Origin of the sequence: Parabacteroides sp. AF19-14, from assembly GCF_003635485.1 — a bacterium.
In the GTDB taxonomy this organism is placed as follows: Bacteria; Bacteroidota; Bacteroidia; order Bacteroidales; family Tannerellaceae; genus Parabacteroides; species Parabacteroides distasonis.
In genome coordinates this window covers 17,055-34,101 of sequence record NZ_QTMJ01000018.1, presented here as the reverse complement: position 1 = coordinate 34,101, position 17,047 = coordinate 17,055, and the positions used below count along the sequence as shown (strand labels likewise).

The 17,047-nt window shown below is 46.3% G+C and carries 18 protein-coding genes; 8 read left to right on the top strand and 10 right to left on the bottom strand.

The features are described from left to right. Positions 1 to 78 precede the first annotated feature (78 nt). Positions 79 to 1,053: a polyprenyl synthetase family protein gene (locus DWX33_RS16440; RefSeq protein ID WP_057327041.1), complete on the top strand. Its 975-nt coding sequence runs from the start codon at positions 79 to 81 to the stop codon at positions 1,051 to 1,053. 192 nt (positions 1,054 to 1,245) lie between these two features. Here the strand turns inward: DWX33_RS16440 and deoC are convergent, their stop codons facing one another. From deoC to mnmG, 6 genes are read right to left on the bottom strand one after another with little or no spacing between them, the layout of a single operon-like run. Continuing rightward, entirely contained in the window at positions 1,246 to 2,184 is a 939-nt protein-coding gene (gene deoC, locus DWX33_RS16435; RefSeq protein WP_057327042.1) for a deoxyribose-phosphate aldolase, read from the bottom strand. 4 nt (positions 2,185 to 2,188) lie between these two features. Then, the gene (locus DWX33_RS16430) at positions 2,189 to 2,521 is read right to left on the bottom strand and encodes a nucleotide pyrophosphohydrolase (RefSeq protein WP_005860438.1); all 333 of its coding nucleotides are present in this window, start codon (positions 2,519 to 2,521) and stop codon (positions 2,189 to 2,191) included. A 2-nt stretch (positions 2,522 to 2,523) separates the two neighbouring features. Continuing rightward, positions 2,524 to 2,976 carry a D-aminoacyl-tRNA deacylase gene (gene dtd / locus DWX33_RS16425; protein ID WP_005860440.1) on the bottom strand — a complete coding sequence of 151 codons (453 nt, stop codon included), beginning with the start codon at positions 2,974 to 2,976 and terminating at the stop codon, positions 2,524 to 2,526. Between the two features lie 27 nt (positions 2,977 to 3,003). Next, on the bottom strand, positions 3,004 to 4,839 hold the full coding sequence (gene uvrC / locus DWX33_RS16420) for an excinuclease ABC subunit UvrC (protein WP_005860442.1): 1,836 nt from the start codon (positions 4,837 to 4,839) through the stop codon (positions 3,004 to 3,006). Beyond that, entirely contained in the window at positions 4,836 to 6,473 is a 1,638-nt protein-coding gene (gene ade / locus DWX33_RS16415) for an adenine deaminase (protein ID WP_122380709.1), read from the bottom strand. Before ade ends, uvrC begins: the two co-directional genes overlap by 4 nt. 44 nt (positions 6,474 to 6,517) lie before the next feature. Then, complete coding sequence (mnmG, locus tag DWX33_RS16410) at positions 6,518 to 8,395, bottom strand: tRNA uridine-5-carboxymethylaminomethyl(34) synthesis enzyme MnmG (RefSeq protein WP_122380692.1); 1,878 nt, start codon at positions 8,393 to 8,395, stop codon at positions 6,518 to 6,520. A gap of 118 nt (positions 8,396 to 8,513) precedes the next feature. Between mnmG and DWX33_RS16405 the strand changes: the two genes are divergently transcribed. Continuing rightward, positions 8,514 to 9,662 carry a metallophosphoesterase gene (locus DWX33_RS16405; RefSeq protein ID WP_122380691.1) on the top strand — a complete coding sequence of 383 codons (1,149 nt, stop codon included), beginning with the start codon at positions 8,514 to 8,516 and terminating at the stop codon, positions 9,660 to 9,662. Between the two features lie 145 nt (positions 9,663 to 9,807). Then, positions 9,808 to 10,446, top strand: coding sequence for a porin family protein (locus DWX33_RS16400; protein ID WP_122380690.1), 639 nt, complete (start codon positions 9,808 to 9,810; stop codon positions 10,444 to 10,446). On the opposite strand, the gene DWX33_RS22615 is transcribed toward DWX33_RS16400, so the two are convergent. The 3 genes from DWX33_RS22615 to DWX33_RS16390 all read right to left on the bottom strand — a co-directional run bounded on the left by DWX33_RS22615 (position 10,419) and on the right by DWX33_RS16390 (position 12,372). Next, positions 10,419 to 10,592 (bottom strand): hypothetical protein, encoded by a 174-nt coding sequence (locus DWX33_RS22615; RefSeq protein ID WP_005863815.1) that lies wholly within the window; start codon positions 10,590 to 10,592, stop codon positions 10,419 to 10,421. The two genes, DWX33_RS16400 and DWX33_RS22615, sit on opposite strands and share 28 nt — an antisense overlap. A gap of 28 nt (positions 10,593 to 10,620) precedes the next feature. Continuing rightward, on the bottom strand, positions 10,621 to 11,052 hold the full coding sequence (gene ybeY, locus DWX33_RS16395; RefSeq protein WP_005863817.1) for an rRNA maturation RNase YbeY: 432 nt from the start codon (positions 11,050 to 11,052) through the stop codon (positions 10,621 to 10,623). Between the two features lie 90 nt (positions 11,053 to 11,142). Continuing rightward, on the bottom strand, positions 11,143 to 12,372 hold the full coding sequence (locus DWX33_RS16390) for a nucleoside recognition domain-containing protein (RefSeq protein ID WP_122380689.1): 1,230 nt from the start codon (positions 12,370 to 12,372) through the stop codon (positions 11,143 to 11,145). Positions 12,373 to 12,456: 84 nt separating this feature from the next. Here DWX33_RS16390 and DWX33_RS16385 point away from each other — a divergent pair, with 84 nt between their 5' ends. The 5 genes from DWX33_RS16385 to DWX33_RS16365 all read left to right on the top strand — a co-directional run bounded on the left by DWX33_RS16385 (position 12,457) and on the right by DWX33_RS16365 (position 16,369). Next, entirely contained in the window at positions 12,457 to 13,416 is a 960-nt protein-coding gene (locus DWX33_RS16385; RefSeq protein WP_005860460.1) for a 2-hydroxyacid dehydrogenase family protein, read from the top strand. Continuing rightward, positions 13,413 to 14,120 (top strand): DNA alkylation repair protein, encoded by a 708-nt coding sequence (locus tag DWX33_RS16380; protein ID WP_048926921.1) that lies wholly within the window; start codon positions 13,413 to 13,415, stop codon positions 14,118 to 14,120. The genes DWX33_RS16385 and DWX33_RS16380 overlap by 4 nt, the downstream gene beginning before the upstream one ends. 1 nt (position 14,121) lies before the next feature. Next, positions 14,122 to 14,868, top strand: a complete 747-nt coding sequence (locus DWX33_RS16375; RefSeq protein WP_005863824.1) for a TIGR02757 family protein — start codon at positions 14,122 to 14,124, stop codon at positions 14,866 to 14,868. Positions 14,869 to 14,874: 6 nt separating this feature from the next. After that, on the top strand, positions 14,875 to 15,477 hold the full coding sequence (locus DWX33_RS16370; RefSeq protein WP_008773231.1) for a TIGR00730 family Rossman fold protein: 603 nt from the start codon (positions 14,875 to 14,877) through the stop codon (positions 15,475 to 15,477). Positions 15,478 to 15,538: 61 nt separating this feature from the next. Next, complete coding sequence (locus DWX33_RS16365) at positions 15,539 to 16,369, top strand: MBL fold metallo-hydrolase (protein WP_122380688.1); 831 nt, start codon at positions 15,539 to 15,541, stop codon at positions 16,367 to 16,369. An 8-nt stretch (positions 16,370 to 16,377) separates the two neighbouring features. Here the strand turns inward: DWX33_RS16365 and DWX33_RS16360 are convergent, their stop codons facing one another. Then, complete coding sequence (locus tag DWX33_RS16360) at positions 16,378 to 16,575, bottom strand: hypothetical protein (protein WP_227154305.1); 198 nt, start codon at positions 16,573 to 16,575, stop codon at positions 16,378 to 16,380. Between the last annotated feature and the right edge of the window lie 472 nt (positions 16,576 to 17,047).

Sequence of the window (17,047 nt, the reverse complement as noted above, 5' to 3'; positions counted from 1 at the left end):
ACAAAATCTGGGTAAATGTACGAAAAAACTCGCTTACTCGATAGTTTTTGTTACTTTTGCGAATCTTTGCATGGAATTATGGATGAAAGAAGGAAAATAGAAGAACCGGTTTCCGCTGAATTTGAACGTTTCAATAAGGATTTCGAGGCATCTCTACGCAGCGAGACGACCCGGTTACAATCGGCTATCGACGTTATACTGAATTCTACCGGGAAGCATGTGCGTCCGTTATTGGTGCTCCTTACCGCCAAGGTCTGTGGACAGGTTACGGATAACACGATCAATTCCGCTGTTTTGCTGGAGCTTTTGCATACCGCCACGTTGATTCACGATGACGTGATCGATGAGACGAAGCAACGTCGTGGCGTTCCCTCATTGAACGCTATCTTCGATAACCGTATTTCCGTGTTGGTAGGTGATTATGTGCTTTCTACCGCTTTGATCCGTTCCATACAAACCGGCGATTTGCGGATTGTCGGGATTATCTCTAATTTAGGCAGAGACTTGTCCGAAGGTGAGATCAAGCAATTGGAGACCGCCGAGGAGAGTATCTTAGACGAGAATTGTTATCTGCAAGTTATCAAGAAGAAGACGGCTACCTTGCTTTCCGCTTGCACGGAGATTGGGGCCATTTCATCGGGCGCCTCTGCGGAGGTGATCGCTCTTTGCCGTGAGTTTGGCGAGTATCTGGGGTATTGCTTCCAGATCAAGGATGATATCTTTGATTATTTCAAGGAGGCGAATATCGGTAAGCCGACGGGAAATGACATTCGTGAGGGTAAGGTTACGCTTCCATTATTATATGCCTTGCGGCAGGGTAGGGAAGAGGAGGCCGCCCGTTATTTGGATATGATTTTACGGAAGGATTTCGCGGCGGAGAATGTCGATTCCTTGATCGAGTTCGCCAAGGCGAATGGTGGAATCGAATATGCCGAGGCCCGCATGAAGGAATATCATGATAAGGCGGTCGATGTTCTTTTGAGGCTTCCGGAATCCGAGGCTCGGATATCCTTGATCCAGTTGGCGGATTATATTATGACTCGCTCCAAATAGAAATTCCTTTATCTATTAGTTGTAGAGAGATGGCTCTTGTTAGTAAAAAAGTAAGTATGCTTCAATAGCCAATGAAGTTAACTTACTTGACGAAGTCAGTTAACTTCGATGCCAAGGTAAGTTAACTTACTTTGAGAGTGCTTACCGGACACAGGATTCTAAGTCATCTGCGCCCGGTTTAATTAGAATGGACTATTTCCCGAGTCGTTTTTCTATATCACCGACCAGACTGCTCGCTCCTATACGGAACAAATCCTTGTTCAGCCATTCGTTGCCCAGTATTTCCTTTACGATCGTATAATATCGAACTGCGTCTTCCGCCGTGCGTACGCCTCCGGAGATCTTGATGCCAACCTTGTTTCCGGTGATGGAATGGTAGGTTTTGATGGCTTTGCACATGGTATAGGCGGCCTCGAAAGTGGCTCCCGGGTATCCTTTACCCGTGGAGGTCTTGATGAAGTCCGCACCGGAATACATGGCTAGGATGGATGCCTTTTGGATGTTCTCCGCTGTGACTAAAGCTCCGGTCTCTAGGATTACCTTTAAATGGGCGTGGCGACAGCTCTCTTTGATCTCTTGTAATTCTTCCGTCAGTTCCTCGAAATTGTCTTCCATGAAATAGCCTAGGTTCATGACAACGTCGATTTCATCGGCTCCTTGCATGACGGCCATGGCCGTTTCGGCGATCTTGACTTCCGTAAATGTCTGTGAGGATGGAAAACCTCCGGCAACCGACGCGATCTTAACCTCTTGTGCAGTAAGTGCCTGCTTAACCGTTTCCACGAATAGGGGATAGACGCAAATAGCGGCTACGTTCGGGACATCCGGACGAGTTCCCTCGAAATCATTTACCGTGTCTACCATCTTCCAGATACTTTCTTTGGTATCCAGGCTGGTTAATGAGGTCAAGTCGATGCAACCATGAATCGTTTTCAATACTTCCGGTGTAAAGTTCTCTTGGAAATGTTTCTCTAAAAGAGCGTTTACAGCCTCGGTGGTCTGGGTATCCGGCAGGGCCGGCTCAAACTTATTGAAAGCTTCATGATAACGGTCTATCTGTACGGAATTTGATTCGTGTTCATGTTCATGATGATGATCATGTCCACATTCGCAATCGTGATGATGTGCCATATGCTTATAGTTTTTGATTGTTTATATGTCGTTCTTTATCTCGGTCTGTTTTCTTTTGGAGATTCTTCTCGAAAGCGGCGGTAAGATCTACTCCGGTCTGGTTGGCCAGACAGAGCAATACCCATAACACATCCGCCATTTCATCGCCTAAATCCCGGTGTTTGTCACTTTCCTTGAAAGACTGCTCACCGTAGGTACGTGCCATGATCCGGGCTAGCTCGCCCACTTCCTCGGTGAGGATGGTCATATTGGTAAGCTCATTGAAATAACGGACCCCATAGGTCTTGATCCAAGAGTCTACCATTTGCTGGGCTTGTTGTAAGGTTATATCTGCCATACTTATTCTTTATTTTGAGAGTCGATAATAATAGTAACCGGCCCGTCGTTTAAAAGTTCAATTTTCATATCAGCTCCGAATGTTCCGGTTTGTACAGGTTTTCCGAGTTGAAGCCCTACCTCTTCGCAAAAAGCTTTATACATCGGAATGGCGATATCCGGTTTAGACGCTTTTAAGTAGGAGGGGCGGTTCCCTTTTTTCGTAGAGGCGTGTAAGGTAAATTGGCTGACAACCATGATCTCGCCTCCCGCTTCGATAACCGAGCGGTTCATGACCCCGTTTTCATCGTCAAATATGCGTAGGTTGGTGATCTTTTTTGCCAACCATTCAATGTCTTCTTGCGTATCCTTGTCCTCGATACCGACTAATACCAATAGCCCCTTTCCAATTTTGGACTTAAGCTGTCCGTCTATCGTGACGGAAGCGTGCTGCACACGTTGTGTAACTGTTCTCATCTTGTTCGCTTTTTGTTCGCTTTTGTTTTATTTTTGTTCGCTTTCTGTTCGCTTTCCATCCAGTCCCTCTTGTAGTGCCTTGGCTTTCGCCTCGCCAATCACGGATTTCAGTTCCTCGAAGCTTGCTTCCTTGATTCGTTTTACGCTTTTAAAGTGACGTAAAAGTAATACTTTTGTCTTTTCACCGATACCCTTAATGGTGTCTAATTCGGATTTTGTCTGGGTCTTACTTCGTTTATCCTTGTGGAAAGTGATGGCGAAACGGTGTACCTCGTCTTGTATCCGGGTAAGCAGATGGAATAGCGGACTGTCCAAACGCATGCCAACGGTTACGGGTGGGAACCCGAATAATAACTCCGAGGTTCGGTGCTTACCATCTTTCGCTAGTCCGGCGATTGGAATGGACAAGCCTAATTCATCTTCTACCACCGAGCGAACCACTTCCATTTGCCCCTTTCCACCGTCTGTTATAATCAAGTCGGGTAGGGGAGATCGCTCCTCGATCGCTCGCCCGTAACGCCTACGGACGACTTCTTTCATGGAGGCGTAATCATCCGGACCGACTACGGTCTTTATATTGTATTTACGATACTCCTGCTTGGACGGTTTCCCCATCTTGAATACCACGCAAGCCGCTACCGCATCGCTTCCCTGTATGTTTGAATTATCGAAACATTCGATATGAGCGGGCAGTTTTTCCAGATGCAAGGCCTCTTGGATCTCTTTCAAGATACGGGTATTCCGTTGTTCCGGATTCAACTTTTCCGCTTGCTTCAAGCGGTCTACCTTAAACTGCTTAACGTTCATCTCGGATAAATCAAGCAGTTTCTTTTTATCTCCTCTTTGGGGAATGGTGAAAGTGACATTCTCTAGCTGCATGTCCAGCTTGAAAGGCACGATAATCTCCCGGGCGGTGCTTTTAAAACGATTCCGCATCTCGATAATGCCTAGGCTTAACAATTCCTCCTTGCTTTCGTCCAATCGTTTTTTATACTCGAATGTATAGGCTTGTACGATCGCCCCGTTTCCGATATGCATAAAGTTTACATAAGCGGAATGGTCATTCTCTATGATCGTGAATACATCTATATTATGTAGCATCGGGGTTACGACCGTAGATTTAGAACGGTAGTTCTCGATGACTTCGTATTTTTCCTTGATCTTTTGCGCTTCCTCGAACTTGAGCTCGGCAGCGAGCGATTGCATCTCCTCATAGAGGTGTTTGCTAATTTGCGAGATGTTGCCTCGCAGAATCTCTTTGATCTCGGAAATATTTTGCTGGTATTCTTCCAATGATTGCAAGCCTTCACAAGGCCCTTTACAACGCTTGATATGGTATTCCAGACAAACCTTATAGCGTCCTTGTGCGATGGATTCGGGAGTGAGGGGATATTTGCAAGTGCGTAAAGGGTAAAGTTCCTTTAGCATCTGTAGCATCACTTTCGCCGTGAACAAAGAGGGATAAGGACCGTAATATTGCGATCCGTCCCGAACGATGTTCCGGGTTTGGAAAACCCGGGGAAAGTACTCGTTCTTTACCACGATGGAAGGGTAGGTTTTGTCGTCCTTCAATAAAACGTTATAGCGGGGACGATACTGTTTGATGAGGTTGTTTTCCAGTAGTAACGCGTCTTCTTCCGTATCGACGACTATATATTTGATATCCCGGATTTGTTTGACTAACACACGGGTCTTATTACTATCATGTACCTTGTTGAAATAAGAGGATACCCGTCGTTTTAGGTTCTTCGCCTTGCCGACGTATATAATCGTTCCGTTTTCATCGAAATACTGGTAGCATCCCGGCTTTTCCGGAATGACCGATAGGATCGTCTTGATATGTTCGTCTTTATCGGCTATCATACGAATAGGGAAGTAAATTGGAATGTCTCGCTATTGAACAAACCTTTGTTGCTAAGTTTCAAGGATGGGATCACCAGCAATCCCATAAAAGAAAGCGTCATTTGTAATGAATCCATCGGTGTCTTTAACCGTTTGATCTTTTCCTCGATCTCTTCGTAACGGCGGCTCGTCTCTTCCAATGATTCGTCACTCATCAATCCCGCTACCGGCAAGGGCAGGAGAGTGACTTCGTCCATACTGCTTACTGCGATTCCACCTTTAGCCTTTATTACCGCATTGATCGCTTGCATAAGCTCGAAATCGGTAACACCTATAGCGATGATGTTATGGCTATCGTGGGAAATACTTTGAGCGATGGCACCGAGCTTGAGCCCTGTTCCTTTTATAAAGGCAATAGCCGGAGGAGCCGTTTGATAGCGATTTAGAATGACGAGTTTTAAAATGTCTCGTTCTGTATCCGATTCTACAAATCCATCGAATGTATGTACAGGATATAGTTCTTCTTTCGTGATTAATTCGCGGTCTTCGCAAACAATGACACGCATCTGTTCCCCTTTCGCTTTTACCGCTAGCTTTTCTAATGGGATCGGTTTCGTGTGGAAATTATTGCGATGTATAGGCTTTTGGAGTGAAAGCATGCATTTCTCTCCATCGTATACACGGGTTCCTTGTATATAGGTTGCCTGTATGGTTAGATCCTTTAAATTGTCTACTTGGATAAAATCGGCGGAGTCTCCCTCTCGTAAGAAACCTGCGGGAATTTTATAGTGCATGGCCGGGTTATAGGAAGCGGCCCGTAATACATCATATAGATCATATCCTAAATCCAGCGATTTTTTTACCATCCTATTTATGTGTCCTTTGTTTAAAAAGGAAGGATGCGCGTCATCCGTACAGAACATGATTTGTTCGGGATACTCTTTCAATAGCGGATGAAGTGCGTCAAAGTTTTTCGCTGCGCTTCCTTCCCGAATAAGGACATGCATCCCAAGATCACATTTCTCACGGCCTTTTTCTAGATAGATGGTTTCATGATCGGTGGAAATGCCAGACTCGATATATGCCTTTAGCTTGGGGCCTGTTGCTAGGGGATAATGTCCGTCGATGGGTTTCCCTGCGTTTTTCGCGGCTTCTATTTTGCGCATAACTTCCGGATCTTTATTTAAGACTCCGGGGTAATTCATCATCTCTGCCAAGAAGTGTAGATCCTCTCGTTCCAACAAACGAGCGGTTTCATCTGCGTCTATGATCGCACCGGAGGTTTCCATAATCGTAGCCGGTACGCAAGATGGGACACCGAACCATGTGTAGAAAGAAATCCTTTTCGCGTTGTCGAGCATATATTCGACTCCTTCGGTACCCATTACATTCGCTATCTCATGAGGGTCCGCCACGGCACCGATACTGCCATGGCGTACGGCTGCGTGAATGAATGCCGCAGGGGTTACCATGCTACTCTCTATATGGACATGCGCGTCAATAAAGCCGGGGAGGAGGTAATATCCCTCATCTTGTCCGGTAGGGGTTACCTTTCCGATATGCCCGTTTAGGATTGAAATCTCTGCCCCGAAGGTGCGCCTGTTGATTATATCTACCAGATTTCCTCGTATAACCAGTGTTTTAGCTTCATTCATTTGAATATCTTCTTTAATATGTTTCACGTGGAACATTTCGTGTTTTATCTTCCGAGCAGTACCAAAAGGATGTTGATGTCGCTAGGGGAAATACCCGGGATGCGGCTCGCTTGAGCGATCGTGTCGGGGTCTATCCGGGTCAATTTCTGGCGGGCTTCCGTAGATAAAGACTGGATAGAATTGTAATCGAATTTACCCTTGATCCGGATATTCTCTAAGCGGTTTATCTTGTCCGCTATGATTTGCTCTCGTTTGATGTAGCCGCTATATTTAATCAATATCTCGGCGGCCTCGATGATCTCTTCCTTACGAGAGGCCGGGACTTTGTCCAGCTCCGCACGAAGGGCCGGAACTAGATCCGCTAGGTTCTCTAAGGTAGTCTGCGGACGGAGTACGACATCGAATAATTTGCAACCATGGGATAGGGGGGCTGTGCCCAGTTTCTCCAAACCGCTATTTATATATTGAGGCTTTACGGAGTAGGTCTCCACAAAACGGATGATAGCGTCACGGCTCTCTTTTTTCTCTCGCAGTAAATCGTAGCGGTCTTGTTTGGCCAATCCCATTTGGTAGGATTTCTCGGTGAGTCGCATATCTGCGTCGTCTTGGCGCAGTAAGATGCGGTACTCCGCACGAGAGGTAAACATACGGTAAGGCTCGTCTACGCCTTTTGTTACCAAATCATCGATAAGGACACCGATATAAGCCTCATCTCTTCCAAGGATAAAAGGTTGTCCGCCGTGGCAATTGATGTGGGCGTTGATACCCGCTACCAAACCTTGTCCGCCGGCTTCCTCGTATCCGGTAGTCCCGTTGATCTGTCCGGCGAAGAAAAGATTTCGGATTTGTTTGGTCTCCAAATTGTGTCTTAGCTGAGTCGGGTCGAAGAAATCGTATTCAATCGCATATCCGGGACGATAGATTTGCACGTCACGGAAAGCGGGGATCGCTTGGAGCGCACGAAGCTGGATATCCAAGGGTAGGGAAGAGGAGAAGCCATTTAGGTAGTATTCCTGCGTGGTCTCGCCTTCCGGCTCTAGGAATAGTTGATGCTGCGTCTTGTCGGCGAACGTCACGATTTTCGTTTCGATACTAGGACAATAACGGGGACCGATACTTTTGATCTGTCCATTATAAAGAGGAGAGTCGGGGAGACCTTCCCGTAATATATCGTGGCAAGTCTCGTTCGTAAAGGTAGTCCAGCAACTCAATTGTTTTAATTTACGATGACTAGTATCCATGTAGGAGAACTTATGGAAATCGTTCTCCCCCGGTTGTTCCTCCATTTCATCGAAGTGAACGCTCCGGCCATCGATACGGACCGGTGTTCCGGTTTTCATACGATCTGTTTGGATACCTAAAGAGATGAGTTGCTCGGTAAGTCCGGTCGCCGCAGGCTCGGCGATACGTCCGCCCCGTATCTGGGTTCTTCCGATATGAAGCAGGCCGTTTAGGAAGGTCCCGTTCGTAAGCACCACCGCTCCGGCACGGAATACGACATTCATTCCCGTACGAACGCCGCAGACTTGTCCATGCTCGATAATCAGTTCTTGAACCATATCCTGCCAGATGGATAGATTCGGCATATTCTCCAGTATGCCCCGCCAGCAATCGATAAAACGGGCACGGTCGCTTTGGGCACGCGGGCTCCACATGGCCGGTCCTTTGCTCCGGTTTAACATACGGAATTGGATAGCGGTCTGGTCGGTCACGATTCCCATATATCCGCCTAGCGCGTCGATCTCTCGTACGATCTGTCCTTTGGCGATTCCCCCGACTGCCGGGTTACAACTCATCTGGGCGATCTTGTTCATGTCCATCGTGATCAAAAGCGTCTTTGATCCTAGATTCGCCGCGGCGGCGGCGGCTTCACAGCCGGCATGTCCTGCGCCTACTACTATTACGTCGTAATTGAAAGTCATTTTTATTCCCTTTTATTTTACGCGAAGATAGTGAGTGTTCGTGAAAGAATTCGTTTATATTTGTATAATAAATACATACATTGTTTTCAGGTTTAACGAACTAAAGATTTAAGCTGCTATGAATTCTATTCAATGCCGTATCCTTGTTTTCCTGGTTTTACTGACCTCTTGCTTCAGTCCGGTTTATGGGAAAGATAAGAAACCTCGTCAAGCGATCGAGAAGTTATCGATCGATGGTCCCTATCTATTGAAAGCGGATGATGGTAGTATGCGTGCGATATCTGTAGATGGGAAAGGCCGGTTATTGGATAAGCATTATAAAAGTATACCTACCACCTTTTCATTCGAGGTGTTTTCCGATAACGGGGAGAGATTGTTTCCGGTAACCATACACTCCGTCTCTCGTCCGAAATGGAAAGATGTGCAACCGGAGAAGACATTTGTTCTTTCAGATCCACATGCGAACTGGTCTTGTTTCGCCTCCCTGTTAAAGGCGGGAAAAGTGATCGATGCGGACTATAATTGGATTTTCGGGACTAACCAATTGGTAATAATCGGTGATGTCTTTGACCGGGGCGTGGATGTACTCCCTATCTATTGGTTGATCTACAAATTGGAGAAAGAAGCGGAGGATGCCGGTGGAAAAGTGACTTTCTTAATCGGAAATCATGAGACCATGGTTCTGGGAAATGATTTGCGATATACGAAGAAGAAATATACTCAATTGGCGGATACTTTAGGAATGACCTATCCGGAGCTTTGGCAGAAAAGCGAGTTGGGACATTGGTTGAAAACTCGTAACTCTATACAAGTGGTCGGAGATAACCTGTTTGTCCATGCTGGGTTGAGCAAGGAGTTTTTAGACCGGAATTACGATATCCCTACCGTGAATGAGATCGTGAGCGATGGTCTCTTCTTGACGAAAAAAGAACGTAATATAGATAAAGGCTCCGATCTTTCTTTTATGTTCGCTACGTATGGACCGATCTGGTATCGGGGTATGGTACGTAGCGCGGATAAGTATCATCCGCTAGACCGGGATGATTTGCGGAAAATATTAGAGAAATATAATGTGAACCGCATCTTTGTAGGTCATACCATTTTCGATGATATCACGACTTTCTATCATTATAAAGTGATTGCCGTGAATGTCGATAATCAAGAAAACAAGGAGAAGGAACGAGGCCGTGGCGTCATGATCGAGAAAGACGGCTCTATGTTTGTCGTATATGATTCGGGAAAACAGGAGCCGTTGTTGATCGAGTAATATTTGGTGCTTGAGCTGTCAAGGCTGCTACCATCATGGTGGAGGAAGAAGTGCCTCCCCTAATGTGAAGTAATGAGATAGGGAGTGCAACTTTTATGTATCTTAAATCATCTATAAATATAGATATGTTTTAAATGTAGGAGTTATGAGAAAAGTTGTATTACTGTTTATCTTGTTTGTTTTCTCTTTGTCGCGAGCCGATGCTCAAGAGTTCCATTTTATTCCTAGGATTGGCTTGAATTTGGCAAATACTTATCCCGAAAGTTTTGCGGACATGCGTCCGGGGTTAAATATTGGTGTGGCGGAGGAAATACGTTTTAGTAAACTGTTTGCTTTAGAACCGGGTGTTTATTATTCTATGCAAGGTTATCAAAAAGAAAACGCTAAAGGCGAGACAGCCCGGCTAAAGGCAGATTATTTAAATATTCCTATTTACGCTAAATTTTATTTGTATCGAGGATTCCATCTTTTCGCGGGCCCACAAGTTGGCTTTAATGTAAGGGCGAAAGCTTCGAATTATATTTTCGTCTCAGGTCCTACTCCGGTGCACCAGAGCGAGTACGATTTCTCCGGTGATAAAAAAGAAGAGATCCGGAATTGTGATTTCTCCGTTTCAATGGGGTTTGGCTATACCTTTGACATGGGATTAGTCATCTCCGCCAATTATAATTTAGGATGTACCCATTTCTTTAAGGAGCCGGAATACTCATTCGGTGGAAGCAATCATTTTAGGGGAAAAGATCATAATGGGGTTATTCAATTCAATCTAGGATGGCGTTTCTGATCTCCAGTAAATCGTGAATTAAGAGAGATCGCTTGTTCCTCGTTCAGCCTTGCGGCATGGCTACGCAGGCAATGGACTGCTTTCGGGCATTGCTCGTCCGTGGCGTAGCAATACGTGTAATCGTAAGGTATGTCTTCTGTTTTCATATTTGTGTTTTTGGGATTGATCGATGTTTTATCCCCGACATTCCTCCGGCAAGATCGCTAACGCTCTGTTCTCGTTCTCCTCCATGATCTCCCGCTCGCCGGGGCCTTTGTCGTTGATACCGCAAAGGTGCAGGATGCCGTGGATGATGGTACGGTGGAGTTCCTCGTTATAATCCGTGTGGAATGTCTCGGCGTTTGTCCTGACCGTATCGAGGCTGATGAACAGGTCCCCCGAGATCTTATTTCCTTCCGTATAATCGAAGGTAATGATATCCGTGTAATAATCGTGTTGGAGATATTGGCGGTTTACCTCCAATATCTTCTCGTCGGAACAGAAGATATAGCTGATATCTCCCGTTTTCTTTCCGTATGTCTCGGCCACAGCCTTGACCCAGCCGCTAACCGCTCTTTTCTTGATTGCCGGAAGCTCGATATCTTCGGCGTAATATGCTATTGCCATAAGGTCTATTTATCGTATTGAAATTTCGTTACAAATGTAATCATTCGATTTTAAATAGATTCATTTTAAATCCATTGATTGCATGGAATGTTAAAAGAACAGATAAGCCATCGCTATCGCCGCTATCGCCCCGGCCAGATCCGCTAACAAGGCGCATTGTACCGTATAGCGGGTATTACGGATACCTACGCTACCGTAGTAAAGAGCGACTACATAGAATGTCGTATCGCAAGAGCCCTGAACGATGGATGACAGGCGGCCGACGAAAGAGTCCGCCCCATACGTGTTCATGGCGTCCAGCATCATGCCCCTAGCCCCGCTCCCGCTTAACGGTTTCATCAACATGGTAGGCAGCGCTTCCACGAAATCCGTGTTGAGTCCTATCGAAGCGATGCCGAAACGAACGCCTTGTATGATGAAATCCATCGCTCCGGAAGCCCGGAAGACACCGATACCTACTAGGATAGCTACCAGATAAGGAATAATCGTTATAGCTGTCTGGAAACCTTCTTTCGCCCCTTCTATAAAAGCATCATATACATTGATCTTTTTACGCATGCCGCTGATGATAAATCCGCAGATAATGGTAAAAAGAAGCGTGTTGGCGAATAAGGTCGAATACAAGGAAACTTGCTCTTGTTCCATCGAGTTGAATAGCCATACCAAGCTTCCGATAAATAGCCCCAGTCCCCCGAAAAACAGGATTAGGTTCCGTTGGAGGATATTGATCTTCTGCCGTACGCAAACCGCTAAAATAGCGACTAGGGTTGATGTGAATGTAGCGAGCATGATCGGCAGGAATACGTCTGATGGATTCGCCGCTCCTAACTGCGCCCGGTACATCATGATGGTGATCGGGATCAAGGTCAGTCCCGAGGCATTGATGCATAAGAACATCACCATGGAGTTGCTGGCGGATTCTTTATTCGGGTTTAATTCCTGTAACTGTTGCATGGCTTTCAATCCCATTGGCGTGGCGGCATTATCCAGTCCCAGTAAATTTGCCGATAGGTTCATGAAGATAGAACCGGTCACGGGATGATCTCTTGGGATATCCGGAAAAAGCTTGCTGAATACGGGAGCCGCCAATCGTGCGAACGCTTGTATCACCCCCCCCTTCTCGCCGATCTTCATGATGCCCAGCCAAAGCGACAAGATCCCCGTTAATCCTAACGAAATCTCGAAACCCGTCTTGGCCGAGGCGAAAGAAGCGTTGATAATCTCGGTAAAAACAGCGGTATCCCCACCAATGACCAGTTTACCTACGGCCACGACGAAAGCGATCAAGAAGAAAGCGATCCAAATATAGTTTAGTACCATAATAAATATATATTGGTCACAAATTTAGGAATTAATTGCCAATTGATTTGTATTTTTGCTTTTTGAATAACAAATAGATCCAAGATGAAGATATTAGTGACATACGACATGTTCCGCGAGGGATTCACTGAGCTGGAAAGTAAGTACGAGGTAACCTTTCCCGAAGGAAGAGATTTTACGTATGAGGAGGTTTTCGAGATGATACCGGAGTACGATGTGCTCTGCTCCATGTTCGATTTCCCGGTAAACAAAGAGTTGATCGACCATGCGTCGAAATTGCGGCTGATCGCTAACTACGCCGTTGGTTATAATAATATCGATGTGGCCTACGCCCTCGAGAAAGGCTTGACGGTGGCGAATACGCCTGATCCTGTCACGGCCCCTACCGCCAATATCGCTTTAGGCTTGATGCTGGATACCGCCCGGCGTATCACGGAATGTGATCGTAAGCTGCGTACGCTTGGTAAGGATATGAAGGTCGGTGTACTGGAGAACCTCGGTATGCCGGTTACCGGACAGACCTTGGGTATTATCGGTATGGGACGTATCGGCAAGGCTTTGGCGAAACGGGCGAATGCTTTGGGCATGGATGTGATCTACCACAATCGCCGTCAGCTTTGCATCGAGGACGAGACCAAATTGAATGTTACCTACGTCTCCAAGGAAGAGCTTCTGGCGAAAGCCGATTTCGTATCCTTGAACGCCCCTTATACCCCCGATACCTATCATATCCTCGGCGAGGAAGAGTTCAAGCAGATGAAGCCTTCCGCCATCCTGATCAACACGGCCCGTGGCCCGTTGGTGGACGAGCATGCCTTGGTAAAAGCCTTGCGAGAAGGTACGATTCATGGTGCCGGTTTGGATGTATTCGAGTTTGGAGACTATCCTCTCCCCGAGTTATTGGAAATGGACAACGTGGTATTAACCCCTCATATCGGCACCCAGACGATGGAAACCCGTATCATTATGGCACGCACGGTATGCAACAACGTGATCGGGTTCTTGGAGGGCGATCGTCCCGTATCACGGGTACTCCGGCCATGACGGCGGCGTTTATCCTATCCGAGCTACAGTCGGTCGGTACACCCGAGAAGGCGGTTCATTTGAGCCGCTTTTTCAAGACTGGTCCCGGTCAATATGGCGAGGGCGATCAGTTTCTCGGGGTGGTTGTCCCGCAAACCCGCAGCATAGCGAAGGCTAATAAGGCGACTCCTTTCGATGAGCTGCAGCTGTTGCTGGATAGTCCGTGGCATGAGGCACGTCTATGTGCCTTGCTGATTTTGGTCTATCGTTTCCAGGATCGGAAAGTGATGCCGGAAGAGCGGGAAGCCATCTTCCGATTCTATCTGAAGAATATGCGGCGTTGCAATAACTGGGATTTGGTAGACTTAACCTGTCGGGATATCGTCGGCGAGTATTTGGTGGACAAAGATCGTTCCCTCCTCTACCGTTTGGCGGAAAGCGAGAATTTATGGGAACAACGGATCTCGATCGTCTCTACGTGGGCATTTATCCGTCGGAATGATTTTGGGGATACTTTGGAGTTATCCGAACGGTTGATCGGTCATAAACACGATTTGATGCATAAGGCGGTTGGGTGGATGCTGCGTGAGGTCGGCAAAAAGGAGCGGCAGACGCTTACCGATTTCTTGGAACGCAACGCTACTCGTCTTCCTCGTACGGCGCTTCGTTACGCTATCGAGCATTATCCGGAACCCGAGCGGCAATATTTTCTAAAGAAGAAATAACATGGATACAAAGACCATCTCTTTACTTCGTGAATGGGCGAAAACGTACAATACGGAATCGTTTATCAAGGATGATCCGGTGCGATTCCCCCATCGGTTTACGGAGAAACGGGATATTGAGATATCGGCTTTCCTGACGGCGTGGATCTCTTACGGTCGCAGGGCGCATATTCTCCAAAAAGCGGAAGAGCTACACCGGCTGATGGGCGAAAGTCCTTACGAGTTTATCCGTACCGGAGAGACTTCTTTCGCTCCCCTACGGAACCGCCCGGTTCGCGGGCGGGATACCTTTTACCGTTTTTATACCTATCATGATCTGCATCTCCTTTGTTGTCGCCTAAAGGATATATACGATACCTACGACTGTATGGAAGACGCTATGGCCGCCGCCGGTCCTTGCGAAGATCCTATCTTGCGGTTGCGACAACTTTTTGCTGATCTCAATGGCATTCCGGTCTTGCACGGGACTTCCGCTTGTAAGCGTCTGGCGATGTTCTTGCGTTGGATGGTGCGTACGGATGGTATCGTCGATCTCGGTATCTGGAGAACAGCCGTGCATCCCCGCCAATTAATCATCCCGTTGGATACGCATGTGCACCAGATCTCCTTGCGCTTGGGCTTGACAGGCCAAAAAACCGCTACCCTTCGTACGGCCCGTGAGATAACGGACGCATTGGCGAAAGTCTTCCCCGATGATCCTTGTCTGGGGGATTTCGCCTTATTTGGCTACGATATAAATCAAGAATAAAAAGATATGGAAGAAAAGAAGATAAATAACATCTCGTCTGTTTGCGTGTATTGCGCATCCAGCACGAAGATTCCCTCGGTTTATTTTGACGCCGCCAAGGAATTGGGGCGTCTTTTGGGGGAGCGAAAACTACGGGTAGTCAATGGTGCCGGGAATATCGGTTTGATGTGCGCTGTCTCCGACGCTGCGTTAGCGGCTGGTGGAACGGTAACGGGCGTTATCCCCCATTTTATGGTGGAGCAGGATTGGTATCATAAAGGCTTGACCGAGTTGATTGAGGTCGAGACGATGCACGAGCGTAAACAGCTCATGGCAAACCTCTCGGATGCGGTGATCGCCCTTCCCGGTGGATGCGGTACATTAGAGGAACTTCTGGAGATCATCACTTGGAAACAACTCGGTCTCTACCTCAATCCGATCGTAATCCTCAATATTAATCATTACTATGATCCCTTGTTGGAACTTTTGAGGAACGCCATGAACGAGAATTTCATGCGTCCCCAGCACGCCAAGATGTGGGCGGTAGCCGACACGCCGGAAGAAGCTATCCGTCTCATCCACGCCGAGCCGAAATGGGACGCAAGCCTTCGGAAGATCGCGGCGATTTAATACTATTAGGCGAAAGGAGACGCAGCACGCTACGTCTCTACAATTAAAAATGAATATGATAATGAAAAAACTAGGTTTATTAATGATGTTGTTGCTCCTGTCAAGGATCGCTTTGTTCTGCCAGGCACAGACGGCGGGTATCGAGGAGAAGGAAGTGCTTAGGAATGAAGATGTGATTTTCCATCAGATTGATGAGCATACATGGTTTGGAACAGGTCATTTAATGGCGAACGAGAGCCTGTATCTGGTCGAGGGAGAAACGAAAGCGATCTTGATTGATGCCGGAACAAAGATCAAGGATTTGGATAAGCTCGTGGCTTCCATCACGGATAAGCCGGTTACGCTGGTCGCCACGCATGTGCATCCGGACCATACAGGCTCGGCTATTGATTATTTCCCGGAGATTTATATCAATCCGGCTGATACGATAGGTATACCGGAATTTATGCCGAATTATAAAGGCAAAGTTTGTTTCCTTGAAGACGGTGAAATCCTAGATTTAGGTGGGCGTATCCTAGAGATAGTCTTTACTCCCGGGCATACTCCCGGCTCAACCACTTTTGTGGATAAGGATGCCGCTTATGGTTTTAGCGGCGATTCGTTCGGCTCCAGTAATCTATTGCTGGGAGTTGACTTTTCTACGCTCATATCTACTTGTAAGAAGATGAGTGCGGTGATCGAGAAATATGATATCAAATACCTCTACCCCGGACATTATTTCGGAATGAACAAGGAAACCCCTCAACGGGTAAAGGATCTAATCACGATGAGCGAGGAGATCTTATCCGGTAAAGCGCAAAGCGAGCCTAACCCCAGCGGCCTGATGGGGTTAGACCGAATATACACGAAGTATGGTGTCCGTATAAATTATAAAGAAGAAAGTATGAAATGAGGGGACCTTTAGATTCTGAACCCGATTTCACTGATAATCTTCAATTCAAGCAATTTCTCCAATATTAATCTATCCATATGAGAGTAAGCGGTTTTTCCGTGTGCTAACTTATATACACGGAAGCCGCTGACATTGAATTCTTTCCCTAATTGATCATACAAGCTTTTCTTGTTTGTCTTAAACCAGTAATTAAATAAGTTCTTCATAATCCGACTTTTGTAATTATCTTTCATTGTACGTTGTTAAAGAGCGTATTTTTACCTACCAGAATTGTAAGTGATGAAAACGAATAGCTAAAACGATGGTTTAAACTAGTCGTTTTAAAGAAGCACTTAGGAATGAAGATGTGCTTTTCCATCAGATTGATGAGCGTACATGATTTGGAACAGGAAATTTAATAGCAAACGAGAGCCCGTATCTAGCCGAGGGAGAAACGAAAACGATCTTGATTGATGCAGGCTTATTGTATATTTCCATATACGCTCTTGTTTCCTGTCGTGTGATTCAGTAAAAACATGTACGTGTTTCCCGAAAAACATGTACGACTTTTTCCAAAAACACGTACGTGTTTTGCGGAAAGTATAATCGTCTTTTTAAGATATTTATGTTCAATGATTTATATAAGAACATTATTTACGTGCTTATTGTCTAGGATTTGCCTTGGGATACGTATGCTCT